Genomic DNA, 24,535 nt, shown 5'->3' with positions numbered 1-24,535 from the left:
GTACTGCAGAAATGTGGGAGAGTAGGTCGACGCCAACCTTTAAAAGAGTCTTATTCCAAGAGGAGTGAGACTCTTTTTTTTTGCTCTAAACTTAAGGTGACCGGAAATTTAAAACAACTACCCACAGCTAACAGACTTACTGCCCATACCGAGCTATCAGGCCATAGCGATAGAACCTAATGAGTAAATTTAGGATAGCACTTGCCTGGCCCTATTGCAATACAGAAGGTATTACAAAATCTAATTATAAGGTGCGTTAATTTGTAATAGTCTAAAACCACTCCCATGTATGTTTTCAATGGACAAATCAGCATCGGCTTTTAAGTATTTTCTAAGCTTTGTAATGTATACATCCATACTTCGTGTCGTGTAAAAGTTATCATCGCCCCAAATGCTTTTTAAGGCAGTTTCACGAGGTAGAATCTGATTGATATTTTCAGCTAAAAGTTTTAATAATTCTGCTTCTTTGGGAGACAGTTTCTGCTCAATATTGTCAATACTTAAAATTCTAAGGTTTGAATCAAAACTAAATTTACCTATCGAAAATACTGTTTTATATGAGGATGAATTACCATTGTTTCTGGATAAGATCGCCTTTATCTTATAAATTAATAATTCAGAATCGAATGGTTTGGTTATATAATCATCGGCACCTATGCGATATCCTTGAATGATATCTTCTTTAAGTGTTTTAGCAGTTAAGAATATTATTGGCACATCCGCATTTTTGAGTTTTATTTCTTTTGCTAATGTGAATCCATCCATTTCTGGCATCATAACATCTAAAATGCAAATGTCGAATTGATGTGATGTAAATGCTTTAAGACCTTCTTTGCCATTAATGCATAATGTTACTTTAAAATCTGAAATCTCCAGATAATTTTTCATTACTGCACCAAAATTCGTTTCGTCTTCGACAAGTAGTATTCTAATTGGTTCTACCATTATATTTTACTTAGAGGTAAGGATAACTTGATACTTGTACCTTGACCTGGTTTACTTTCAACATCAATTGATCCATTATGACGATCAATTACTAACTTCACATAACTTAATCCCAAACCAAATCCTTTAACACTATGAATATTTCCTGTTTCGGCACGATAAAATTTCTTAAATATTCTTTTTATCGTTTTTGAATTCATTCCTATACCCGAATCTTTGATTGTAATTAAGAGGGATTCATTATTATTCTCTGTGCTGATTTCAATTTTAGGTTCTTGGTTCGAGTATTTTATTGCATTATCGAATAAATTGAAAAGCACATTTAGAAAATGAACTTCATCAACATTCGTAATATCATTAATGGCATTAAGACTTGTTGTTAAACTGCCATTTTTCTCATCAATTTGCAATTGGATATGCTCAGCAGCTTTTTGAATGATTTCATTCAAATGACAGGCCTGTAGGTTCAGTTTTAATTCATGTTTTCCGAATAATGATAGTTGAAGAATGTTTTCTACCTGTTTGTTCATTCTAAAATTCTCATCCTTAATGATACCTGTAAAATATCTGATTCTATCCGGATTACCTATTACTTTTGGATTATTAATAGAATCGGATGCCAGGCCAATTGTAGCAATTGGAGTTTTAAATTCATGAGTAATATTATTGATAAAATCTGATTTAATGTCACTAATGCGTTTCTGTTTTAGGATTAAAAATACTGCGTTGACAAATGTTACAACAATGAAAATTGTGAATATTCCTGATAAAATAAGAAGTGGTAATATTGATTTGTAGATCAAGCTAAATCTATCAGTAAAATCAAGGGATAAAATCTGATTGGTAAATACAATATCATTTGGGAATAAGTTGATTTGATATTCCGAGTTTTTTAAAATTTTATTATAACTGCTATCCGAAGAATGAATTAGGTGTAGAGGCTCACCTGAAAAAATTGCAAAATTGAAATCGGAATTAATATTGTAATTTTTCAACTCAGAATTGATTAAGTTAGGGAGTTGTTCAAAATCTATTCTTTCATTAATAGAAACATCCTTGTTTTTGAATTCATACATTACTTTGCTGAAGATGTTTTCTATGTGCTTTTCCTTGCGCTTTGCTCTTATTATGGTATCTTTTGTTTCTATATGAATATCTATTTTGAAAGCAGAATCCATTTTATGTTTGGGATGCCAGAGATTAAGATTTGCAGATTTGGATTGCATCACAATTACTTGAGAATCGGCATCTATTTTATAGGAAGTTTTCCCATTTATTGTTTTTCCTGTTTTAATTTTGATCACATTTTGACCAAGTTTTTTCCCTGATTCAAGAAAGTGCTTGAACTCCCGAACTTCAATATTTTCATGAGAATTATTTGGTAAACCCTTTGTGAGAAATATAACATTTTCGCTCTTTTCAAGCTTGTCAACAATTTTATGAAGGGCCTTATTAATATTGGAATCAAAGGTTCTTTCTTCAATGGAAATAGCATTTCTTATCCAAAGAATTTGCACTGCAATTATTCCGAGTAAGGAAATACTCATTAAAATGATTAAACCTGTAATTAGCTTTTTACTCATGAGCTTTTGTAATTGTATTTGAAGATACATTACAAATTTACAATCTGCAAAGAACGAAGGTGGTTAAGGTCTCACTAATAATCCTTAAAGAAAAGTTAAAGCATAAAAAAGGGACTATAAAAGTCCCATTTTCTTAATTCGTTCTAAATCTTCTGGTGTATCAATACCAATTGATTCATGTTTGGTAATATCTGTTTGAATCCAATATCCATTTTCTAGCCAGCGAAGTTGTTCCAATGATTCCGAAAGTTCTAAACTACTCTGTTCAATTTGAGTAATTTCTTGCAGCACCTTACTTTTGTAGGCATACATTCCAATATGCTTGTAAAATGTTCCACTGTTTAACCACTCCTCTTTTTCTACACCTCTTTGATAAGGAATTGGAGATCGACTAAAATATAGAGCTTTCTGATCTTTACTAATTACGGCCTTTACTTTATTGGGGTCGAAAATATCTTCTTGACTCGAGATTTGTTTTACCAATGTGGCAATTTGAGTATTCGGTGAATCAAAACATGCTTTTACAGATTCTATTTGTTCAGGTTGAATAAATGGCTCATCTCCTTGAATATTGATCACAACATCATATTCTTGTTGATTCGATTTGGAAATTGTAGCAACAGCTTCTGCAATTCGATCTGTTCCACTCTGATGTTCAGCAGAGGTCATTACAACATTTCCACCAAATGTTTCTACTGCGGTTTTAATTCTCTCGTCATCTGTAGCAACCCAAACTTCATCAATTGCCAATAAAGTTTGTTCATAAACTCGTTGAATCATTGTTTTGCCATGAATATCGGCTAAAGGTTTTCCAGGGAATCTGGTTGAAGCATATCTTGCTGGAATAATTCCTATGAATCTCATTTACTTTTTTGTTATAAATTATTTAGGCAAAGTAAATAAAAATTCAGAACCTTCGTTCAATTTACTTTTGGCCATTATTTCTCCACCATGACCGTTAACAATTTTTTTTGCTATGGCTAATCCTAAGCCAGTGCTGCTTTCATTGGCCGTGGTTTTAGCACTTGTAGTTCCGAATTCAGTAAAAAGTTTCGATAATTCAGATTCAGGAATCCCAACACCTTGATCTTTAACGCTGATTTCGAAATTTGTGACCTGATCCCTAATATCAACAGTAATGGTAGTATGAGGAGTAGAATATTTTATAGCATTACTTAATAAATTATGTAACACTTGCTCAATTTTACTTTTATCTAAACTAAGCTTTGAATCTTTTACTTTTACCTTATTGATAATGTTGATGTTCTTTTTTCTCGCAAAAACCTTATTGATTTTTACAACATCGATTACAATTTGTGAGATGTTCTCTTCATTCTTATCCAGACGAAGTTTACCTCGTTCAATATTTGAGATATCAAGTAGCTCGTTTAGCAATTGAAGAGAGAACTGACTGCTATCCTTAATCAATGTCAATAACTCTTCTTTTTCATCGGAAGGAAATTCATTTCCTGACTCTAATAAAATTTCAGAAAAAGAACTAATTGCTCCAATTGGATTCCTTAAATCGTGAGCAGCAATTCCGAGAAATTTAGACTTTTGCTCATTCAAACTTTTTAGGGTTTCGTTTTGCTCTTCAAGTTGTCTTCTTTGATTCTCTAATTCTGTGTGATCATCAACAATGACAAGTGTATATTTTTTTCCATGAAATTGAATAAATTTTGTAGAATAAAGAAAATGCTTTGAATCTTTAGTTTGTGAGGTATAAAAATCTCGGCTTAGTTTATTTCTGTATGTAGGAACTTTCTTTGACATGGTTTTGAGAATATCCTTCCGCAATTTACAATTTGAACAATTACTTGTTGTTCCGCAATCTTTGCTTTCTTCAACTGCAAAAACACAGCCTAAGGCATTCCCGCACAATTCTCCCACAATTTGTTCTTCTCTTTTTTGAAAAAGAATAGAGAAAGAATCGTTCACATTTTCAATTTTAGCTGATTGATCAACAATAAAAAGTGCAGAGGTAATATTGTCAAATAAAATATTTAAAAACTCATTTGATTCTTTAAGATTTTCGAGTTGTAAAGCCATCGTACTTGTATTTGTAATCCAATTATAAGCTTATTACGTTCCGATGTAAAAAAGGATACTAAAATTAACATTCTTTAGGGATATTCAGAATGATTGTAGATTAAACTAAAAGTAAAAAATTGTAATTTTGTCAGGTAGTATGAAAAAATTTCATGCTGTACATTTTAATTTCAAGAATTGAGATTTGATGGAAGTACAAAAAATAAAACAAAGATTTGGAATAATTGGGAACTCTTATGCATTGAATCGTGCAATAGATATTGCCGTTCAAGTAGCACCTACTGATCTATCTGTGCTTATTACAGGTGAAAGTGGTACTGGTAAGGAAGTATTTCCTCAAATTATTCACCAGTTCAGTTCAAGAAAACATGCGCCTTACATTGCAGTAAACTGTGGTGCAATTCCGGAAGGAACAATAGATTCGGAATTGTTTGGACATGAAAAAGGAGCTTTTACAGGTGCTTTATCCGACAGAAAAGGATATTTTGAAGTAGCCGATAAAGGAACTATTTTTTTGGATGAGATTGGTGAGTTGCCTTTATCAACGCAAGTAAGATTATTGCGTGTTTTGGAAACAGGAGAATTCATAAAAGTTGGTTCTTCAAAAGTTTTAAAAACCAATGTAAGGGTAGTTGCTGCAACCAATGTAAACATTCCAAAATCGGTAAAAGATGGTAAGTTTCGCGAAGATTTGTATTATAGATTGAATACGGTTCCTATTTCGATGCCGCCTTTGCGAGAACGTCAGGATGATATTCACTTGTTGTTTCGAAAATTTGCACAGGATTTTGCAGAAAAATACAGAATGCCACCGCTAAGGTTAGATGAAGGTGCTCAACAAATGTTGAAATCATATCGTTGGCCTGGTAACATCCGACAATTGAAGAATATTACTGAGCAAATTTCAATTATTGAGAAGGAAAGGCAGATTAATGCTGAAAATTTACAGACTTATCTTCCAAGGAGTGATGAGCAAATGTTACCGGCTTTATATACTGAGCACAAAAAGCAAGAGAAAAGCTTTTCCTCGGAAAGAGAAATTTTGTATCAGGTACTGTTCGATATGAAAAAAGACATGTCGGATTTAAAAAAGTTAGTGTTTGATTTAATGCAAAAGGGTGGTGATTCTTCAGATTTACAGAAAGACAATGCCATGTTGATTCGTAAACTGTACGAAGATCAGGAAATGGATATTGTGCAGCATCAGCCTGTAAAGCAGCCGACGGTTAATATTTCTACTCCCGATGATTCAGTAATTCAGGATACAGAAGTTTTTGTTGAAGAATCATTATCATTGGAAGAAAAAGAAATTGAGTTGATTAAAAAAGCTTTGGATAAGCACAATGGAAAGCGTAAATATGCAGCTCAGGATCTTGGAATATCAGAGAGAACATTGTATCGTAAAATCAAAGAGTACGATATTGGTTAATTATTATAAATTATTGCTATTTTTATTTTTCATATATGAAGTTTATTAAAATATTTGTTTTAAGCCTTTGTGTTGCTGTTTTAGCCGTGGCTTGTAAGGTTTCTTATTCGTTAACAGGTGGTACATTGTCTGAACATGTTAAAACTTTTTCAGTTCAGTATTTTCCAAATCGTGCTCCACTGGTAAATGCAAATTTAAGTAATCGATTTACAGAAGAGTTAAAGGAGAAATTTAGAAGTCAGACTTCTTTGGATGAAATTGTTGATGGAGAAGGACATCTTAATTTTGAAGGAGAAATTACAGGCTATAGAACGCAAGCATTGGATATTAAGGCAGGTGAAATTGCAGCTACAAACCGATTAACGGTTACCATTAAAGTGCGATTTACCAACGAAATTGAAAGTGAGAATGACTTTGACAAGAGTTTCTCTGCGTTTGCCGATTATGATAGTACAAAGCAATTAACGGATGTTGAAGAAGGTCTTCTTGATGATATTTTAGAGCAAATTATTGATGATATTTACAACGAAGCGGTTGTAAACTGGTAATGATTATGGAACAAAGCACAATACAAGATTGGGTTAAAGATTCAAAAACAATGGATAAATACAGCCACAGAGAACTAAAGTATCTGGTGGAAAAATATCCATTTTTTGAAGTAGCTCATTTGTTACTGCTTAAAAATCTTAATGATAGCCAGAGCATTCGATTCAAGGAAGAATTAAGAAATTCATCGCCTTATATATCCGATAGAAGGCAACTGTATCTGCTTTTAAATGACAGATTGAAACTGATTCCATTTGAAAAAATTGAATTGGTGGAGATGGCCAGAGAACAGGAAACGACAGTGGAAGTTAAAAGTGAAAACTTGCAAGAAGTTGTTGCTGATACAAGTATAGAAGATCCTAATGAAGAAGAACTTTTTGAATTATCATCCGAAGTAAGTATCGTTGAAAACGAAGCGAAGGATATTTTAGCGGATACTGATCATCTTGCCAATGATGAGATTCTTGAATTGAATGAGCCAGGAATTGAGCCAAAAGAGATAGAATCAAAACCTGAAGAAGAGAATAAAAAGGAAAAATTGGATTCTGATTTGTTGGTGGCAGCAACCGAAGTGTATCATATCGGTTATGGTGGCAATTTGTATACCCTAAAGGAGAAGGAAGATCAGGAAGAAGAGAAATCGATAGACAAAAACCACAGTTTTACCGATTGGATGGAGGTTGTTGATAAGGGCGATGAAATATCAAAATCTGAGACTGAAAAAACAGCAAAACCTAAGAAGAAAAATTTTGATCTTATTGATAATTTCATCCAAAATGAGCCATCAATTCAGCGAAATATTAAAGTAGCTGATAGACAAGAGGATATTTCTGCGGATAGTGTGCGTGAAAATGACAGTTTTATGAGTGAAACTTTAGCATCTATATATGTGAAACAGAGGTTGTTTGATAAAGCAATTGCTGTTTATCGTAAATTAGAGTTGAAAAATCCCGAAAAAAACGTTTACTTTGCGAGTCAGATTGAGAAAATAGAAAAATTAAAAAATAGTAAATAAATAAGTATGTATACCTTTGTTTCAGTATTGATTTTGATTGTTTGTGTACTTCTAATCTTAATTGTATTAGTACAAAACTCAAAAGGAGGTGGATTAGCGTCTAACTTTTCATCTTCAAACCAAATTATGGGAGTTAAGAAAACTACCGATTTTCTTGAAAAAGCTACTTGGACTCTTGCAGGAGGTCTTTTATTCCTTTGTCTTGTAGCTGCAGTTACTATTCCTCGCGAAGAAATTCGTGAAGACAAGTCTCAAATTGAACAGCAATTAAACGAGACTGAAACTACTCCTGAAATGCCAGCATTCCCAACTGATGCTGCAGCAACTGAACAGGATACAGCAAAATAGAAGAAAGAAATTTTCTTATAATATAGAAATGTCAGTATGTCATACATGCTGACATTTTTTTATGCCTATATGTTATTGCAATTCAGTATATTTATTCTTTCTATAAGCAATTGCAGAGATTCTTTTCAATCTATTCGGAAATATTGACAATGAAATTGATTTGGCACAGATTGTGAAAGAAAAGAATCCGTAAAATTTGATAATAATAATCTTAAATATTTTGAAAAATGGCAGAATTGAAAGGTAAAATTCTTGCAGGAAAGATCTTAGTTGAACCAGTAGCAGCAGAAGAAAAAACTGTTAGTGGTATTATTATTCCTGACTCTGCAAAAGAGAAACCATTACAAGGAAAAGTTGTTTTGGTTGGAGCAGACAAAAAAGATGAACCAATGGAAATTAAAGTAGGCGATACTGTTTTCTATGGTAAGTATTCGGGAACGGAATTGAACATCGAAGGAGAAGACTATTTGCTAATGTCTCAAACTGATGTTTTATACATTGCTTAATCAGTAATCAATTTTCAAAATTAATTAGAAATGGCTAAAGAAATTAAATTTAATATTGAAGCTCGTGACCTATTAAAGAAAGGTGTTGACGAGTTGGCAAACGCGGTAAAAGTAACATTAGGACCCAAAGGTAGAAATGTAGTTATCGATCGTAAATTTGGCGCACCACACATCACTAAGGATGGTGTTAGTGTTGCTAAAGAAATCGAATTGGCTGATCCTGCAGCTAACATGGGTGCGCAAATGGTGAAGGAAGTTGCATCTAAAACTGGTGATGATGCTGGTGATGGAACAACTACTGCAACTGTATTGGCTCAGTCAATTGTAAATGTAGGTTTGAAAAACGTTACTGCAGGTGCAAATCCAATGGACTTGAAGCGTGGTATCGATAAGGCTGTAGCTGCTGTTGTAGCTAACATTAAAGAGCAATCACAGATTGTTGGTGAAGATTTCGATAAAATTCAGCAGGTAGCGCAGATTTCTGCAAACAATGATAAGAAAATTGGAGATTTAATTGCAGATGCCTTTAAAGCGGTAACCAAAGAAGGTGTAATTACTGTTGAAGAAGCAAAAGGAACCGAAACTCACGTTAAAGTAGTAGAAGGTATGCAGTTCGACAGAGGATACATTTCTCCTTACTTCATTACTGATGGCGATAAAATGGAAGCTGACCTGGAGAATCCATTTATTTTGTTGTATGATAAGAAAGTATCAACAATGAAAGAATTAATGCCGGTATTAGAGCCAGCTGCTCAGGCAGGTCGTCCGTTGATGATTATTGCTGAAGATGTAGAAGGCGAAGCATTGGCTACTTTGGTTGTAAATCGATTGAGAGGTTCATTGAAAGTTGCTGCTGTTAAAGCTCCAGGTTTTGGTGACAGAAGAAAAGAGATGTTGGAAGATATCGCTATCCTAACTGGTGGTGTGGTGATTTCTGAAGAGAAAGGAATTAAGTTAGAGCAAGCTACTTTAGAAATGCTTGGTCAGGCTGAAAAAATTACTATCGATAAGGAAAATACTACTATCGTAAACGGTGTTGGCGATAAGGCTGCTATTGATGCTCGTGTTGCAAATATCAAAACTTTAATCGGTAACTCTACTTCTGATTACGATAAAGAAAAGCTTCAGGAAAGATTGGCTAAATTAGCTGGTGGTGTTGCTGTACTATACGTAGGTGCTGCTTCTGAAGTTGAAATGAAAGAGAAGAAAGATCGTGTTGATGATGCATTGTCAGCAACTCGCGCTGCCGTTGAAGAAGGAATCGTTCCTGGTGGTGGTGTAGCTTACATCCGTGCTACTGCAGCTTTAGAAGGCCTTAAAGGCGATAACGACGATGAAACTACTGGTATCGAGATTGTGAAGCGTGCTATCGAGGAGCCATTGCGTCAGATTGTTGCTAATGCAGGTGGCGAAGGTGCAGTTGTAGTTGATAAAGTAAAAGCTGGCGAAGGTGACTTCGGTTACAACGCTCGTTTGGATGTGTATCAGAACTTATTTGAAAGTGGTGTAATCGATCCTGCTAAAGTATCTCGTGTAGCTCTTGAAAATGCTGCTTCAATCGCAGGTATGTTCTTGACTACTGAGTGTGTTTTGATTGATGAGCCGGAAGAAGCTCCAGCTATGCCAGCTGCTCCGATGGGTGGCGGTATGCCAGGTATGATGTAAGATCATTACAAAACAATATATGGAAAGAGGGTGTTCAATGTTTTGAACACCCTTTTTTATTGAAAATTTATTTTTTTGTATAAAACGGGGCTGGAATAAGTTTTTCTTTAATTAGCTGTTTGTGCAGTTTTCTACACATGTTGTTGTAAAGGGAGTACTTGCCATCATAGCTTGTACCTGATGAATCAAATCTACCTGCCCAAATGGTTTCATGAGTTTTGGCATCAATCAGGTAAGTGAAAAACACTCCTCGTGGGCGCTCTTTGGTTTCAATTCTTCCGTTACAATCACTTTCAATGTATTGTGTATAGAAAAAATTGGATTGCTGGATGATTAAAATGGCATTGCTTTCCAATTTTGATATGGTTTTATTGAATTGATTGTAATCGATATTTTTATTCACAGTGAATACATCCTGAGAAAATTTTACTTGTATTCTGTTGTTATTAAAATTATTAATCACTTTCCTTTTCATCAACTTGCGAACAGCAATTGCACTAAAATCATTCATCTGTTCCATAATTTGATTGTTATATGATTCTTCGTTGAACTCCCTGAAATTAATGGGATCGAAAATACTAACAACAAATATTCGGTTGTAATAATTCTGTGAGTTTGTGATTCTTTCTGAAGATAAATACGAACTGGCGCAGCTGCTCATAACCAAGGCAATGCAAATGATAAAAAAATATTTCATGTATTTTGATTTTAGGGGGTTTCTATCAATAAGACACCTAAGGAAAGCTGATCACTTATTGTTATGTTGTTAAAAAAGGTTTAGGTTTCTTAAGAAGTTTAAAAAATTGATTGGTTTTATCTAGTCTCAACAAGCTTGTTTGGTTAATTTTGAATGAACAAATATTACCTACCTTGCCTGTAAATCAGAATTAAAAGTTTGTTAATGTGAAAAAAAAATGGCTATGACTATCTAAATAGTTGTACGACTATAAAAATAGTCATATATTAGCAACATGAAAGAATTAACTAAGGCAGAAGAACAGATTATGCAATACCTATGGAAGCTTGAAAAAGCTTTCTTAAAGGATATTATTGAAGAGTTTCCACAGCCAAGACCCGCATATACAACCATATCAACTGTGGTTAGAGTTTTGGTGAAAAAAGGTTTTATAGGTTTTGAAACCTTCGGAAAGGTGAATCAATACTATCCTTTAGTAAGTAAGAAAGTGTATACTCGTGATTTTATGAAAGGAATGATTAAAAGTTTCTTCAACGACTCGGTTGGAGGATTTACCTCATTCTTTGCCAAAGAGCAAGATTTATCCCTTTCGCAATTAGAAGAAATGAAATCATTAATTGAAGAGCAAATAAAAAGTAAGAAAGAAAATGATTGAGTTTATCCAATATTTAATTGAAAGCTCAGTATGCATGGCTGCCTTTTATCTTCTGTACAAAATCTTTTTGGCAAGAGATACTTTTGTGATGCGTAATCGGATCTACCTGCTTTTTTCGGTTCTTATTTCTTTGCTAATTCCAATTTTTTCTTTCACCATTAATCAGGAACCAGCTACCATTGTAAATCAATTTGCATTGGAGCCAGTTTATGAGTTCAAAACCGATTTGGTTGGAGGAATGGAAGTTGTGAAGGAATCTTTTCAGATTGAAACCATAGCAGTTTTATTTTTGGTTTATCTTTTGGGAGTTGTGTTTTCATTTGTTCGCATAAGCAAACATTTAATCAGAATCTTAAAAACGATTTCTGCCAATGAAATTGAAGTAAAGCAAAATTTTAAAATTGTATCTGTTCAGGAAAATACTTCGCCTTATTCTTTCTTTCGATATGTTTTTCTGAATCCTAGGTTTACAAGTGAATCTGATCAAAAACACATTCTTCTGCACGAATCGGTGCACGTTAAACAATTTCACTCAATAGATTTAATATTTGTTGAGATTGTAAAAGTACTGATGTGGTTTAATCCTTTCATTTATTTTATTCAGCGTTCCTTAATTGAAATGCATGAATATTTAGCAGATAAAGCTTGTATTACCTCGGAGAATGATAGAATAGAATATCAGAATACACTGGTACGAAACATCGAAGATCGTATGAATTTCGCTCTAACCAGTGCTTTCAATTCATCATTAACATTAAAGAGAATTAAAATGATCAAAAAAATAAAAAGCTCCTATTTATCTAATTTTAAATTACTTGCAGTAATTCCGGTAATTTGTCTTTCCATTCTTTGTTTTGGATTTAAAGACATGAATATGGAAAAATCAACTTTCCTAAGTGTAAAAAAGTCTGACTATAAATTCCCGATTGAAGCAGGTAAGAATGTTAAAATTACTTCGGTTTATGGAAAAAGAATGCATCCGGTTCATAAGAAGGTGAAGTTTCATAGAGGAGTAGATGTTGCTGCTCCAATGGGAACTCCAATTTATGCTGTTGCAGATGGAGTGGTGAAAAAAGTCAATTTACAATTCACGAAAGGCAAAGGCTATGGTCGTTTCATTATTATCGATCATGCCAATGGAATTTCAAGCCTGTATTCACAAATGGCTTCTTATTCGGTGAAAGAGGGAGAGAAAGTGAAGAAAGGTGATAAAATTGGGACTGTTGGAAGTTCAGGAATTTCTACAGGACCTCATTTGCATTTCGAATTTAAAAAAGATGGAGAATATGTAGACCCAATGAAGTACTTGAGTCCACAAATTGCACAATAAAAGAGTAGGGGATTTTCAGAATCCCCTTACTTTCTATTTTTATTTATTTTCTCCATAATAACATCCTGTACCGGGCGATTTTCAATTTTTGCATCCAGCCACGAAATTAAATCCAAATACAAGAATGCTCTCTTTTCATAAGGATCGTTCACCCACTTTTTAAGATCTCTTCTCGATTTTATTAGTTCATCTTTCAATTGATCAGGACTAATTGAGCTGAGCTTTCGCAAGAATCGTAAAATGTATTTTTGTACCTCTTGTAAGTCATCCATTTTGGCCAAGAATCGATAAGTAGAACGAATTTGATACTCGAGCAATTCCGTATTTTCCAGTTCGTAATGACTGATTAGGTTTAGAATTCTTCCAAAGCAATGAATGTCTCCACGCAGTGAAGTATCTCTCACATCCGAAATGCGATTCAAATATTTAATAGCTTCGCGATATTGCCCGTTTCCAAAGTATAAACAAGCTATTTTGTAATAAAAAATTAGTGCTCTGTGATTATCCATGCCTACTTTGTTCTCTTCAAGAAAACTCTCAATTTTTGGAACCAGGTGTAAGCCTTTATCAAATGTTCCTTCCATAAAGTGGCGATTAATTCTGTGCACAAATAAAAACATGTGCAACAAAATGTTCAAGTTGGAATTGTGTTTGAATTGATCTTCTTTTTCCAATTTTCTTAGCAATCGCAAGTGTTTCTTAAAATTGCTTACATGATTGGTATAGAAAAGAGCTACCAGCACATTATTTAATCCTTTTAGATATAAATCCATATGAATGTTAATCATCTCAGGATTTAGTATGAATAAGTCTACCCATTTCTTAGCATACTTGTAGCACATTAAAAAATCCTGAATAATCAAATAGTACCATACATAGGATTGAAACAGGTATAATTTCTCAAAGAAACTCAGGTTTTCAACATCATGAGGAATCAAATTGGTATTGAAAAACTCCTTTACCATTAAAAGATCTTTTTCGTTTCTCACATAACCAACTTTCAGATACAATCCATACAGACGAATAGACATGTTTGAAAAATACACTATACCATCCATCATTTTACTGATTTCGGTAGCTTCTCTTGTAATTTCTTCAGCCCTGTTTTCTATGCTTTTGGTAACATATTGCGACTCTATAAGCTTCTCGAACTGAATGATCTCGTAAACCAGGATGTTTTTCTTGTTTTTACGAGCCAAAGCTTTGGTTTTATCCAGTATTCTTAAACTTTGCTGGTAAAGACCTTTGTTGTATAAAACCTTGGCATGATCGATTTGTTCACGAATACTAATACTGATATCGTGGTTGATCTGTGTTAACCTTAAGCTGGTAAGCAGTTGTTTATACAAGTGAGCCTTTAAATTTGGCAATTGCGATTGTTTGATGTCTTTCGCTTTTTTCAGAATAATGGTTTCGTTGTATTCATCCATCTTATCCAAAACATCAAAAAGCTGCAAAAATTTAGTCTCTTTATCGCTGCTAATTCTGTTTGCATATAGCTTAAAATTTCGTTTCTCAGATTTCGAAATCGATTTAATTAATTGAAACAGAGGGTCTATTTGTTGTTTAGGCATTGTAATGGATATATGAGTTAACTGTTTGGTAAACAGTAAGGTTTATAATCTTCATTTTGTTTGAACTTCGTAGATTGTAATGAAAAACGATTTTCAAAAACTCGCCATCGAGCGTACTTTTGAAATATCAAATCAAGAGAATGATAGAGTAAAAACAATCTTGGAACGGAACATGAATACAACAAATCTGTTATCAAAATTAATAAATTCCGATAAACTTGAAACAGTTAAGGGATTAAATCAAGCTCTTGAATGCATTGGAGTTGATCAGGATTCACAAAAAATGAATCAAAATCAGGTTAATGAAATTAAGCGTTTCATTATTCAAAAATTTACTGATTTGGCTGATCTAAAAGGCTTGGTAGAATCGATTAAAGATTCAATAAGCGTTGAAGAAATGGAACTTTTTAAACGTGATCTAAGCTTAAAAATGGATAATGCTTACAGTGTTACCCAAGCTCCGGTTTACGGGAAAAGAATTGAAACACTAAAGAGTTGTTTCGAAGAAGTTTCCGGAGATAGCGTACTTTGAAACCATTTGTAATTGTTAACTCAATTACTTCAAACAGTGAGTTAGAAGCACTATCCCCCTTGTGCTTTTAAGGATCTGACTATTAACCAACATGAAGAAGCTAAGTTGTGACGGTAAAGCGATGAAAAATTGATTTCTTTTTGGCTTGTTTGTAAAACAAATAAACCAATCCGTTAGAATTAGTAGTTTAAAAGTAAGTTAGGTGTGATTATACTTTTTTAAGAAACATTCAATGTTTTATCAGAACACTTAGATTCTTCTTGTTACCAATTTTGACCATCTTTTTGATTATGTTTTAATATTTAGTTGTGATTACCGGGTTAGATTCATAGTCTAACCCGGTATTTTTTTGCCCTAACCGAATTACATTACGTCATTAGCCTGGTGTAGATGCCAAGTGTCGATATTACTTCAAATGATTAAATTGTAATTTTAAAGTACAGCCTAATTGATGATGGAACCGATTCTGTATACACACTAATGCTATTAATTTGACTCAATGGAACCCTTTCGAACGATTCGTAGGTTAAGTTTTCTTTGTCCATCACATTGTGCAAAAGAATACCAATTTCGGATTTTATTTTTTTGTGAGAGAACTTATAAATTAAAGCTGCATCCAGTCGTTGGTAGTCAGGTTCGGACTTGATGTTGTTATAACCAGAATATATCGGAAATCCGGAACCAAAAATGTAGTTAGCCGATAGGTAGAATGGCTTTAAGGACAGCAAGCCAGCAGTTTTAATTTCATGTCTCTGATCATGCAAAGATCTTAAATATTCTCCTTCCTCTCTGAAATAGTCGAAGGTTTCGGATGTTTTGCTTAGGGAGTAGGAAACCCAAAATGTATGCTCTCCAAAGTCTTTCTTTGCAAAGAAATCGAGTCCCACACTTTTACTTTTACCCAGGGAAATATTTCCCTGATTTCTCCAGCGGTAGTATCTTGTGTGCCCATTTGTTCTTTTGTGGTAGGCTTCAACACTAAAAGTAAAACCATTTTTATGATACGAACCACCAATAACATTGTGAACAGATTCTAAAACCGGTACAGTTTCTTCGTCGGCACCAACCCAGATGTATCTGTACTTACCTGATTTGCTCAATACCGAACTTTTTGAGATAAACTGTTTGTATAGTCCCCAGGCTCCATTAAACGATAGTTCATCGGTAATTTTAAAGCTCATTGATATTCTCGGTTCCCAGTATAGTTTTTCCAGGTTAATTGGATAGTTTACTTGAAATCCGGCTTTAATTGTAACTCCATTGCTTACATTAAGGATGTTTTGAAAATACCCGCCAATTTTATCCAGTTTCGAATTCAAATGCAGAATATTTATTCCAAGCGAGTCTTCTTTCAGGTCGACTACATCATTCGTATACTGCAAACCAGCTTCAATAATTTGATCTTGATTTAAAACAAATCGATTTTGGAATTTTGTGCTGTACTCGCGAATGTTGTTATATGATCTGTCATCTCTGCGAACATTCATCTCGGTAAACCGGATACGTTCAATAATTGTTTGTTCGGTTGTATTTCTATCGAGTTCGGATCTGGAAACCGAAAGGGAGCTTGAATTACCACTTTTCCATACCTTGCTGTATTTTAATGAACCTCCATTTTGGTAACTTCCTTCAAAATTATGCTTTCGCGAAGTAGATAATAATTCATTGGAAATATCGTAGGAATACCTGTCCTCACCAGCCATTATGCTGATGTTCAATTGATCCCCATTATTCCATTTTGTAGAGAATTTCAGGTTTGCATCCCGGAATCGATAATTGGGAGTTACATCCAAATCTACATATTCAGGAATAGTACCTTCAAGTTCATCGGTATTTACATTCGAAGTGGCATACTTTATTTGATCATCTTTAAACAAAGGGTAATAGGTATGACGAAATGCAAACAAGAGAGATGATTTTTTACCAATGGGTTGCTCATACGATCCACTAGCGGTGATATTATTTAAAGCCAAATTTATACTTGGTTTCACTTTGTTTCCATCTTTCCCTGTTATGTGTACAATGCCACCAACTCGTTCCCCATATCTGGCATCGAAACCACCTTTTAATACTTCAATATTTTTAACTACCAAAGGGTTTACAGCACCAATATCATCAAAGTAGTTTTTTAATCCCCACAAGGTAATGTCATCAAAAAGCACTTGACTTTCTCCTTCGTATGATCCCCAAATTATCAGATAATCCTTTTGTTCGCCGGCAGCAAGAATTCCTGGTTGTAAGCGTAAAAGTTCAAATACAGAGTTGTCGTTGTTGGTTGGTAAAAAACCTGCTATTTTGTGGTTCAACTTTAGGTTCCCGGCCTGGTTACTTTCTTTTATAAAGGTTTGTACAACTTTGTCGGTAACGGTAATTTCTTCCAAATCGGTACTTGCTGCAGTCAATAGCAACTTGTGAGTTTTATCGCTGCCAACAAGGGTGTCGTGAATAAAATATCCCAAATGAGAAGCCAATATCCTAAAAGTACTGTCGGTAGTTGATGTAAACGAAAAATTCCCAAGCTCGTCGGTAGCCATGGGATGATCGTTAATGGTGATATGTGAAAATGGAAGAGGTTCCAGGCTTTCTTTATCGAGAATTTGCCCTAGAATTCTGTATTGAAAAATTTTCTCTTCGGGATAGATAATGTATACATTATTTGATATCTCGTAGTTTAAAGGGAACTTCCTTAGTAAATATATTATTGCACTTTCTTTATTGGAAAAACTTTTATTTATACTAATGTTATAACTTGCCAATAAGTTTGTGTCATAAGAAAACTGGTAATTGTACTGATCTTTTAGCTCAATTAAAATATCATTTAAAGCTTTATTGTTAGCTTTAATTTCTACTTTTTGAGCAAGTGAGGTCGTAATTACTAATCCGAAAAAAAATATAAGGGCGATATATTTTTTCATTCGTTTAAAATTTTATAATTGTCGGTTAATGAGTTAATTCAAAATTTGAAACTCATGGAACCGCTTCGTTCTCTCATGATTTTTTTAATCATACTTTTTGGGATTTAATGGTTAATAGAATCATGATCGTTTCACTTATTGCTTGTTTGAGGTTATAATATAGTTTTTGCGAGAACTTTTAACAAAATTAAGTCCGTGTGCCTTGCAAACTTTGTATAGAACATCATCAACTGACATTCCTTTTCCAAAATTCCCTGTATAAGCCTTATTAAATTTACCTTTTTCTACAATATGAATGTCATATTGTAACTCTATTTCTTTAAAAACATCTTTTAAAGGTGTAGCGTTGAATAAAAAGAAATGATTACGCCATAAGACTTTATCTTTTGCCTTTTCGTCCTTAAATACTTCAAGCTTGCCATTTTTATTTAGGAAAGCATGATCATTTGGCAAAAGTAGAATTTTATCGGCAGTAAGGGTTGATACAACCTTAACTTTTCCGGTATAGCAGGTTACCTTGTAGTCATTGCCTCTTGCATAAATATTAAAACTTGTTCCCAAAATGAAAGTTTTACCGTATTTCGATTCAATCTCGAATTTACTTCCTTTCGTGATATCGAAAAAGGCTTCTCCTTTGAATTCTACTTTTCGAGAAAAGTTCCACATGTATGGTTTATAGCTAATGCTTGAGTTTGCGTTCAACTCTACCTTCGAATTATCGGGCAAGATAACACACATGTGCTTTCCTTTTGGACAATACGTAGTGCTGGTATAGAAGTAGGTAAATCCTGCAAATCCCATTAGCAAAAGGATACAAGCGGCGGCTGCATACCTTATCCACGAAAGTGATATCACTTTGGCTTTTGGTTTTTCAGCAGTGATTATTGTAGAAAGTTCCTTCCAAACCTCTTCTTTTGACTTTGAGTAAGTCACATCAACTTTCGGAAGTGAATTGATGAAATCCATTTCCGAACCAGGGGTAATATTTTGATTATTTTCTTTCATTATCTTCCTAAAGCATTTCTTAAATACGACAATGCATGTGTCATTCTTTTTTCTACAGCTTTAACGCTGAGTTCCAGTCTATCTGCTATCTCCTGGTATTTTAGTCCTTCGTTACGACTCATCAGAAATACTGTTCTTTGTTTTTCTGATAAGCTGCTTAGGGCCAATTCATATTTATTTTTTAGCTCTTCGTATTGCATTTGTTCTTCAGGCGAGTTTTTATCGACTGATGGCTCCAATTTTGCCAAATATTTCTGAGCTACTTTGTCTCTTCGGTATTTGCTGATAAAAATATCGCTGGCAATTTTGTACAATAATGATTTATTGGGTTTTTCTTCGTAGGGTAAATTTTTCTCCCACACTTTCATAAAGCTTTCCTGAGCTATGTCAGTAGCTAATTCTTCATCACCCGAACGATAGTAAATATAGTTTCGAATGCTATCGAAGTGCTTGTCAAATAAGATTTTAAATTCTTCTTGTGTCAAGGCTAGAGGATTGATTTAGGTAAAAATAATGGTTTTGTGTGAATTTAGGGTGCAGGGCAATCAAATACTTTCCTGCACCCTATAGCATTTTTAACCTGATTATTTTTTAGTTGTTACCGTTCTTTTTGTTTCTTTTGTGCTTGCCAATCTCCACGCTTTCAGTTACTTCTTCTCCTTCAGGAGTTGTATAGGTATATGTAGCGATATTGTCACATTCACCATCACCATAATCGAATTTGGCAAACTCTTCTCCATTTTGTGAGTAGATAACTGTTCCTTGAACAATTAACCTACAAGTTCCAATTCTAATTAAAGGATTTTCTTCATCAATTTGTTTGGTATATTCATTTTGTTCCGTATCAACGCAAGTTACCTTTCCTGTAATCTGAATTTTATCGTCGGTTAAATCCCACTTGGTATCTAAACCTGAAATCCACTCCCTGGTTCTTTCGGCCACTCGGCTTAATTCAGTTCCATCAGGATAAGTAAAAGTAATGTCACTAGTGATTTCCCATTTCTTGCTCACTCCTCGTTCACCTGTAAATTCAATTCGTTTGGTACCGTTAATTTCAACCGAATCAATTACCAAATCCATGGTAATTTCGCGCACTGCACCATTGGTCCAGGGAGCTGCTGTCATTACAATCTTTATAACACCATCAATAATTTTGTCAGTATTATACAGTTCTATTGAATCATATTCAATTGTAATTGTCATCGGGAATCTACCATCTTCTCCAAATTCAATAGAAATGTCTGGTATTGTTTCGCCTTTGTAACGCTGCCATTCTCTTGCAAAATTACCATAGTAATTGTGGGTTCCTTGTTTCGTACTTGTTGTAGGTTCAGTATATTCACTTTCCATAAATGAGAAAAGGTCTACTTCGTAATCAGCAACTTCCATTACATTTTCCGATGCTTCTTCTGTTGTGATTACCGTCTCGATATCGTTGTTCAATACAACTTCCTCTTTAGGTTTAATCACATCAACATCATCATGATTGTCACAAGAAAAGAGCGACATTGCCAATCCAGCTAGTAATATAAATGATAGTTTTTTCATTTTGATATTTTTTAGTTTCCATATGTTCCCGATTTCTTTCGGGATTAGCATTCGCAAATAATCATTCTTAAATATAGGAGTGAACAACTATTCGCTCAAACTAGTTTTGTAATGGTAAATTTATAATTCTAAAGTTTAATTTTCTGAGCTCATTTACTTCTGAACCGATATTTTAGATTTTTACCCTACCTTTTTATAATGCACAATGAGTTTAATTGTACTTCCAAGTGTTTTGTGTTTAGAAATCAATTAAAAGTAAGGTTTTTAAGTTAGCTAATTTTTTCATTTCTATTGAATGATACGTAAATACGAACTGGAATTACATGTTCATAAAACTGAAATGCCGTAATCATAAATTATTTAATTTTTTTTAACATTTTTTTGGGTTACTTTTTTACCTCTTTAGGAATAAACTAGTAGAGATTAGAAAAAACTATAGCAAATACTACACAACTATTTCTTATTAATACTAACTATCAAAATCAAATGGTAAAGATTTTAAAAGTGGTAGAGCGATTGATGTTGTTAGATCGATTGCTAAAAAAAGGAGAGACAGGAAACGCAAAGCAATTGGCATCTAAATTGGGAGTGTCCCGTAGCCAGGTGTTTAATCATTTTGATGAATTAAAAGATTTAGGTGTAAAGGTTAGATTCAATAAGTCAAAATCATCCTACGAATATTTTGGCGATTATGAACTTGAGGTTCGGTATCCTTTGAAAGTGATTCTTAAAGATGAAGAATTAAAAGAAAATTCTGGAGGAACTTTTAGGCAGAGTCCAAGTTTATTGGACTGTTTCCGCTTAACTTTGAGCTGAAAAATCAATAAACTGAGGGAATTGTTTAATCAATTGCCTCAGATTTTTTAGAAGAAATCCAGATTGAATGAAGGAAATTTTTCCCAAAGAAATTATAGCTCAAACTGTCGAATCGCATTTTGCAAAATTCAATTCGAATGTAAAGATCATATACCAGCTTGTGTTGCTTCTATTACTATTGATAGTGGCAATATTACCTGTGGTTAAAGTTACTATTACTCAGCAAGGCAGAGGTACCATACGGTGCCTGGAAGAGAATAATAATGTTGTAGCTGCTATTTATGGGCAAGTTGCAGAAAATAGGTTACATGAGAATTTAAATGTGAACAAGGGTGATACACTATTGATTTTAAATGAAGATAAAGTGGATCAGGATATTGCTTCAATAAAGCAAAGATTGGAATTGAACCAGCAGTATCAGGAAGATTTAAAATTCCTTTTAAAAGGAAAATCCAAAACAATAAAAACTTTTCTCTATCAAAATGAATTGGCAGAATACAATCAGAAGCTGATAGAATTGGATGCTGAAATAAAGCATAAAGCAAAAGATTATCGCATTAATAAAGAGTTGTTTGATAAGGAAGTTGTGGCCAAACTTGAATTTGAAAAATAGAGTATGCCTGGCAACAGTCTTTGCAGAATAAGCAATTGTATATCAAGCAGAAAACCTTAAAGTGGCAAAGTTCTCTGCGTGACTTGAAACATGAAAGCATAGAATTGGAATCTCGTATTGCTCTAAATACAAAAGAGAAAATCAACTATGTAATAACAGCTCCTATAACAGGAGTCATTACTCATTTTACAGGAATTCAACAAGGAAACTTTATTGCTCCAGGACAAAGTATTGCGCAAATTTCACCTAATAGCGAACTGTTGGTTGAATGCTACTTGTCTCCATCAGATATTGGTTATATCCACAAGGATATGAATGTAAACTTCCAGCTGGATGCATTTAATTACAATCAATGGGGTCTGGCAAGTGGAAAAGTATTGGAGATTTCTCCCGATATTTTTCAAATTGAGAACAAGGTGTTTTTTAAGGTAAGGTGTAGTTTGGATCAAGATAAATTAATTCTAAAAAATGGATATGAGGGAAATTTAAAGAAAGGCATGAGTTTAACAGCTCGTTTTAATGTTACAGAACGAACTTTATTCCAATTGCTGTATGATAAAGTAGACGATTGGTTAAATCCACGTTTGTAATCTTAATTTTCTCAAATATTGCGTGTTACATCTCACATCTAAATAATGAGTATAAAAATAAAACAACACGATATTACCGATTGTGGAGCGGCATGCCTGGCTTCCATTTCGGCACATTTTAAATTAAAATTACCAATCTCACGAATCAGACAAATGGCAGGTACCGATAAGAAAGGTACCAATGCTTTGGGGGTGATTAAAGCTGCAGAAAAACTCGGTTTTACTGCCAAAGGAGTGCGGGGAGAGCTGGATAGTTTATCAAAAATCCCCTTGCCTGCCATAGCTCATGTGGTGGTAAAAGAAGTATTACAGCATTATGTGGTAATTTATAAGGTTACTGACAAGTATGTGGAGGTAATGGATCCAGGTGACGGACAGATTCACAAGAAAAGTATCGCTGAATTTGAAAAAGAGTGGACCGGAGTATTGATATTGATGGTTCCCAATGAAAGCTTTGTGAAGAAAGATGAAAAAGTTTCGAATATTTCTCGATTTTTCTTTCTTTTAAAACCCCATAAAAGCATTTTGTTTCAGGCTTTGTTTGGAGCAATTGTTTATACGGTATTGGGTTTGTCTACCTCCATTTACATCCAAAAATTAACCGACTTTGTGCTTGTTGATGGCAACAAAAATCTACTTAATTTATTGAGTATAGGTATGGTGGTTTTAATCATCTTTCAAATATTCATCGGAACATCGAAAACGGTAATGGTCTTAAAAACGGGACAGTTGATAGATTCCCGCTTGATTCTGGGCTATTACAAACATTTGTTGAAATTACCACAACGCTTTTTTGATACCATGCGAATTGGTGAGATCATTTCAAGGATTAACGATGCAGTGAAAATCAGGGCATTTATAAATGATACAGCCATTAGCCTAATCGTAAATGTGTTTATTGTGTTCTTCTCTTTTGCCTTGATGTTTATTTATTCATGGAAATTGGCTTTGGCAATGGCTTTAATAATTCCCTTGTATGCTTTGGTTTATTTTATTACCAACAGACTAAATAAAAAACAGGAACGTAAGGTAATGGAGCAAGCGGCCGAATTGGAAACACAATTGGTAGAATCGCTCAATTCTGTAAAGACCATTAAGCAGTTAAGTCTGGAAGATTTTGCCAATTTGAAAACGGAAACCCGCTTTATCAACCTGTTGCACACAGGTTACAAATCGGGATTGAATGCAATATTCTCAGGGAATTCTTCCGAATTTTTAAGCCGAATATTTACCATTGTCTTACTTTGGTTTGGTGGATATTTGGTAATCGATCAGACCATAACTCCAGGTGAATTAATGTCCTTTTATGCCATTATTGGATACTTTACAGGACCTGTTGCCTCTTTAATAGGCATGAATAAATCGGTTCAAAATGCTTTGATTGCCGCTGATCGTTTGTTCGAAATTATGGATTTACAGCGTGAAGAGGAAGAAAATAGGTTTGAATTGGAGAAACAACATCAAGGCGATCTCGTTTTTCAGGATGTATCCTTTAGTTACGGTACACGTGTTGATGTTTTCGAGAAATTCAATATGCATATTCCACATGGAAAAATTACGGCCATTGTAGGCGAGAGTGGTTCTGGCAAAACCACCATTGCAGCTTTGGCGCAGAATTTATATCCTTTAAATGAAGGTAATATTTACATTGGAAATGTAAATATCAAATATGTATCGAACGAAAGTTTGAGAAGTTATGTGGGCATAGTTCCCCAGAATTTAGATTTGTTTGCAGGGAATGTAATTGAAAACATTGCAGTGGGCGAGTTTCAGCCCAATATGGAACGCATATTGGACATTTGCAAGCAGATCGGCATATTGGATTTCATAGAAGAATTGCCCAATGGTTTCCAAACCTGGTTGGGCGAAAATGGAGCATCTCTTTCGGGCGGGCAAAAACAACGTTTGGCAATTGCAAGAGCTCTGTATCACGATCCACAGGTATTGATTCTGGATGAGGCAACATCCTCATTGGATTCCATTTCGGAAGAACAAGTTCAAAATTGCATTAGGGGTTTAAAAGAACAAGGAAAAACCATTGTATTGATAGCTCACCGTTTGGGTACTGTACTGCAATCCGATAAAATTATTGTTTTGGAGAAAGGAAAATTAATGGAAGAAGGATCGCATACTGAACTATACGAAACAAAAGGGAAATATTATGACATGTGGCA

General features: G+C 34.1%; 23 protein-coding genes. 13 read left to right on the top strand and 10 right to left on the bottom strand.

Annotation, left to right across the window (positions count from 1 at the left end; all coding sequences use genetic code 11):
• Positions 1-240: 240 nt before the first annotated feature.
• The 4 genes from NQ163_RS19450 to NQ163_RS19435 form a co-directional block, all read right to left on the bottom strand.
• The gene (locus NQ163_RS19450; RefSeq protein ID WP_268191987.1) at positions 241-945 is read right to left on the bottom strand and encodes a response regulator transcription factor; all 705 of its coding nucleotides are present in this window, start codon (positions 943-945) and stop codon (positions 241-243) included.
• Complete coding sequence (locus NQ163_RS19445) at positions 945-2,528, bottom strand: sensor histidine kinase (protein ID WP_268191986.1); 1,584 nt, start codon at positions 2,526-2,528, stop codon at positions 945-947. The genes NQ163_RS19450 and NQ163_RS19445 overlap by 1 nt, the downstream gene beginning before the upstream one ends.
• 114 nt (positions 2,529-2,642) lie before the next feature.
• Positions 2,643-3,392: a 3-deoxy-manno-octulosonate cytidylyltransferase gene (gene kdsB, locus NQ163_RS19440; RefSeq protein WP_268191985.1), complete on the bottom strand. Its 750-nt coding sequence runs from the start codon at positions 3,390-3,392 to the stop codon at positions 2,643-2,645.
• An 18-nt stretch (positions 3,393-3,410) separates the two neighbouring features.
• Entirely contained in the window at positions 3,411-4,577 is a 1,167-nt protein-coding gene (locus NQ163_RS19435) for a sensor histidine kinase (RefSeq protein ID WP_268191984.1), read from the bottom strand.
• 187 nt (positions 4,578-4,764) lie between these two features.
• Here NQ163_RS19435 and NQ163_RS19430 point away from each other — a divergent pair, with 187 nt between their 5' ends.
• The 6 genes from NQ163_RS19430 to groL all read left to right on the top strand — a co-directional run bounded on the left by NQ163_RS19430 (position 4,765) and on the right by groL (position 10,086).
• Entirely contained in the window at positions 4,765-6,006 is a 1,242-nt protein-coding gene (locus NQ163_RS19430; RefSeq protein WP_268191983.1) for a sigma-54 interaction domain-containing protein, read from the top strand.
• Positions 6,007-6,041: 35 nt separating this feature from the next.
• A complete protein-coding gene (locus NQ163_RS19425; protein WP_268191982.1) occupies positions 6,042-6,554 on the top strand; it encodes an LptE family protein in 513 nt (170 codons plus the stop codon).
• A gap of 5 nt (positions 6,555-6,559) precedes the next feature.
• Positions 6,560-7,567: a hypothetical protein gene (locus tag NQ163_RS19420; protein WP_268191981.1), complete on the top strand. Its 1,008-nt coding sequence runs from the start codon at positions 6,560-6,562 to the stop codon at positions 7,565-7,567.
• A 6-nt stretch (positions 7,568-7,573) separates the two neighbouring features.
• Positions 7,574-7,915, top strand: coding sequence for a preprotein translocase subunit SecG (secG, locus tag NQ163_RS19415; RefSeq protein ID WP_120241770.1), 342 nt, complete (start codon positions 7,574-7,576; stop codon positions 7,913-7,915).
• 227 nt (positions 7,916-8,142) lie between these two features.
• The gene (locus NQ163_RS19410) at positions 8,143-8,421 is read left to right on the top strand and encodes a co-chaperone GroES (RefSeq protein ID WP_268191980.1); all 279 of its coding nucleotides are present in this window, start codon (positions 8,143-8,145) and stop codon (positions 8,419-8,421) included.
• 30 nt (positions 8,422-8,451) lie between these two features.
• Positions 8,452-10,086: a chaperonin GroEL gene (gene groL / locus NQ163_RS19405; protein ID WP_268191979.1), complete on the top strand. Its 1,635-nt coding sequence runs from the start codon at positions 8,452-8,454 to the stop codon at positions 10,084-10,086.
• A 67-nt stretch (positions 10,087-10,153) separates the two neighbouring features.
• On the opposite strand, the gene NQ163_RS19400 is transcribed toward groL, so the two are convergent.
• Positions 10,154-10,783, bottom strand: a complete 630-nt coding sequence (locus NQ163_RS19400; RefSeq protein WP_268191978.1) for a hypothetical protein — start codon at positions 10,781-10,783, stop codon at positions 10,154-10,156.
• 274 nt (positions 10,784-11,057) lie between these two features.
• On the opposite strand from NQ163_RS19400, the gene NQ163_RS19395 reads away from it, so the two are divergent.
• Both NQ163_RS19395 and NQ163_RS19390 read left to right on the top strand, forming a co-directional pair.
• Positions 11,058-11,438: a BlaI/MecI/CopY family transcriptional regulator gene (locus NQ163_RS19395; protein ID WP_120241766.1), complete on the top strand. Its 381-nt coding sequence runs from the start codon at positions 11,058-11,060 to the stop codon at positions 11,436-11,438.
• Entirely contained in the window at positions 11,431-12,768 is a 1,338-nt protein-coding gene (locus NQ163_RS19390) for a M23/M56 family metallopeptidase (RefSeq protein ID WP_268191977.1), read from the top strand. The genes NQ163_RS19395 and NQ163_RS19390 overlap by 8 nt, the downstream gene beginning before the upstream one ends.
• Before the next feature lie 26 nt (positions 12,769-12,794).
• On the opposite strand, the gene NQ163_RS19385 is transcribed toward NQ163_RS19390, so the two are convergent.
• Positions 12,795-14,342 carry a hypothetical protein gene (locus NQ163_RS19385; RefSeq protein ID WP_268191976.1) on the bottom strand — a complete coding sequence of 516 codons (1,548 nt, stop codon included), beginning with the start codon at positions 14,340-14,342 and terminating at the stop codon, positions 12,795-12,797.
• Positions 14,343-14,421: 79 nt separating this feature from the next.
• Here NQ163_RS19385 and NQ163_RS19380 point away from each other — a divergent pair, with 79 nt between their 5' ends.
• The gene (locus tag NQ163_RS19380; RefSeq protein ID WP_268191975.1) at positions 14,422-14,874 is read left to right on the top strand and encodes a hypothetical protein; all 453 of its coding nucleotides are present in this window, start codon (positions 14,422-14,424) and stop codon (positions 14,872-14,874) included.
• A gap of 419 nt (positions 14,875-15,293) precedes the next feature.
• Here the strand turns inward: NQ163_RS19380 and NQ163_RS19375 are convergent, their stop codons facing one another.
• From NQ163_RS19375 to NQ163_RS19360, 4 genes are all read right to left on the bottom strand, one after another.
• Positions 15,294-17,789 carry a TonB-dependent receptor gene (locus tag NQ163_RS19375; RefSeq protein ID WP_268191974.1) on the bottom strand — a complete coding sequence of 832 codons (2,496 nt, stop codon included), beginning with the start codon at positions 17,787-17,789 and terminating at the stop codon, positions 15,294-15,296.
• Between the two features lie 135 nt (positions 17,790-17,924).
• On the bottom strand, positions 17,925-18,794 hold the full coding sequence (locus NQ163_RS19370; RefSeq protein WP_268191973.1) for a FecR family protein: 870 nt from the start codon (positions 18,792-18,794) through the stop codon (positions 17,925-17,927).
• Positions 18,794-19,279, bottom strand: a complete 486-nt coding sequence (locus tag NQ163_RS19365) for an RNA polymerase sigma factor (protein ID WP_110363018.1) — start codon at positions 19,277-19,279, stop codon at positions 18,794-18,796. Before NQ163_RS19365 ends, NQ163_RS19370 begins: the two co-directional genes overlap by 1 nt.
• A gap of 106 nt (positions 19,280-19,385) precedes the next feature.
• A complete protein-coding gene (locus NQ163_RS19360) occupies positions 19,386-20,342 on the bottom strand; it encodes a hypothetical protein (protein ID WP_268191972.1) in 957 nt (318 codons plus the stop codon).
• A 486-nt stretch (positions 20,343-20,828) separates the two neighbouring features.
• On the opposite strand from NQ163_RS19360, the gene NQ163_RS19355 reads away from it, so the two are divergent.
• From NQ163_RS19355 to NQ163_RS19340, 4 genes are all read left to right on the top strand, one after another.
• On the top strand, positions 20,829-21,158 hold the full coding sequence (locus tag NQ163_RS19355; protein WP_268191971.1) for an HTH domain-containing protein: 330 nt from the start codon (positions 20,829-20,831) through the stop codon (positions 21,156-21,158).
• 67 nt (positions 21,159-21,225) lie between these two features.
• Complete coding sequence (locus NQ163_RS19350; RefSeq protein ID WP_268191970.1) at positions 21,226-21,771, top strand: hypothetical protein; 546 nt, start codon at positions 21,226-21,228, stop codon at positions 21,769-21,771.
• 20 nt (positions 21,772-21,791) lie between these two features.
• Positions 21,792-22,361: an HlyD family efflux transporter periplasmic adaptor subunit gene (locus NQ163_RS19345; protein ID WP_268191969.1), complete on the top strand. Its 570-nt coding sequence runs from the start codon at positions 21,792-21,794 to the stop codon at positions 22,359-22,361.
• 45 nt (positions 22,362-22,406) lie between these two features.
• A partial coding sequence (locus NQ163_RS19340; RefSeq protein WP_268191968.1) for a peptidase domain-containing ABC transporter occupies positions 22,407-24,535 on the top strand: 2,129 nt, incomplete at its 3' end.

Source organism: Marinifilum sp. D737 (assembly GCF_026672275.1).
Taxonomy (GTDB): domain Bacteria; phylum Bacteroidota; class Bacteroidia; order Bacteroidales; family Marinifilaceae; genus Marinifilum.
Note: the sequence above shows the minus strand (reverse complement) of the source record. Positions and strands in the feature narration are given on the sequence as shown.

Coding starts and splice junctions, on each gene's coding strand:
- NQ163_RS19450 (WP_268191987.1), bottom strand. CDS start 945: ATGGTAGAACCAATTAGAATACTACTTGTCGAAGACGAAACGAATTTT.
- NQ163_RS19445 (WP_268191986.1), bottom strand. CDS start 2,528: ATGAGTAAAAAGCTAATTACAGGTTTAATCATTTTAATGAGTATTTCC.
- kdsB (WP_268191985.1), bottom strand. CDS start 3,392: ATGAGATTCATAGGAATTATTCCAGCAAGATATGCTTCAACCAGATTC.
- NQ163_RS19435 (WP_268191984.1), bottom strand. CDS start 4,577: ATGGCTTTACAACTCGAAAATCTTAAAGAATCAAATGAGTTTTTAAAT.
- NQ163_RS19430 (WP_268191983.1), top strand. CDS start 4,765: ATGGAAGTACAAAAAATAAAACAAAGATTTGGAATAATTGGGAACTCT.
- NQ163_RS19425 (WP_268191982.1), top strand. CDS start 6,042: ATGAAGTTTATTAAAATATTTGTTTTAAGCCTTTGTGTTGCTGTTTTA.
- NQ163_RS19420 (WP_268191981.1), top strand. CDS start 6,560: ATGGAACAAAGCACAATACAAGATTGGGTTAAAGATTCAAAAACAATG.
- secG (WP_120241770.1), top strand. CDS start 7,574: ATGTATACCTTTGTTTCAGTATTGATTTTGATTGTTTGTGTACTTCTA.
- NQ163_RS19410 (WP_268191980.1), top strand. CDS start 8,143: ATGGCAGAATTGAAAGGTAAAATTCTTGCAGGAAAGATCTTAGTTGAA.
- groL (WP_268191979.1), top strand. CDS start 8,452: ATGGCTAAAGAAATTAAATTTAATATTGAAGCTCGTGACCTATTAAAG.
- NQ163_RS19400 (WP_268191978.1), bottom strand. CDS start 10,783: ATGAAATATTTTTTTATCATTTGCATTGCCTTGGTTATGAGCAGCTGC.
- NQ163_RS19395 (WP_120241766.1), top strand. CDS start 11,058: ATGAAAGAATTAACTAAGGCAGAAGAACAGATTATGCAATACCTATGG.
- NQ163_RS19390 (WP_268191977.1), top strand. CDS start 11,431: ATGATTGAGTTTATCCAATATTTAATTGAAAGCTCAGTATGCATGGCT.
- NQ163_RS19385 (WP_268191976.1), bottom strand. CDS start 14,342: ATGCCTAAACAACAAATAGACCCTCTGTTTCAATTAATTAAATCGATT.
- NQ163_RS19380 (WP_268191975.1), top strand. CDS start 14,422: ATGAAAAACGATTTTCAAAAACTCGCCATCGAGCGTACTTTTGAAATA.
- NQ163_RS19375 (WP_268191974.1), bottom strand. CDS start 17,789: ATGAAAAAATATATCGCCCTTATATTTTTTTTCGGATTAGTAATTACG.
- NQ163_RS19370 (WP_268191973.1), bottom strand. CDS start 18,794: ATGAAAGAAAATAATCAAAATATTACCCCTGGTTCGGAAATGGATTTC.
- NQ163_RS19360 (WP_268191972.1), bottom strand. CDS start 20,342: ATGAAAAAACTATCATTTATATTACTAGCTGGATTGGCAATGTCGCTC.
- NQ163_RS19355 (WP_268191971.1), top strand. CDS start 20,829: ATGGTAAAGATTTTAAAAGTGGTAGAGCGATTGATGTTGTTAGATCGA.
- NQ163_RS19350 (WP_268191970.1), top strand. CDS start 21,226: ATGAAGGAAATTTTTCCCAAAGAAATTATAGCTCAAACTGTCGAATCG.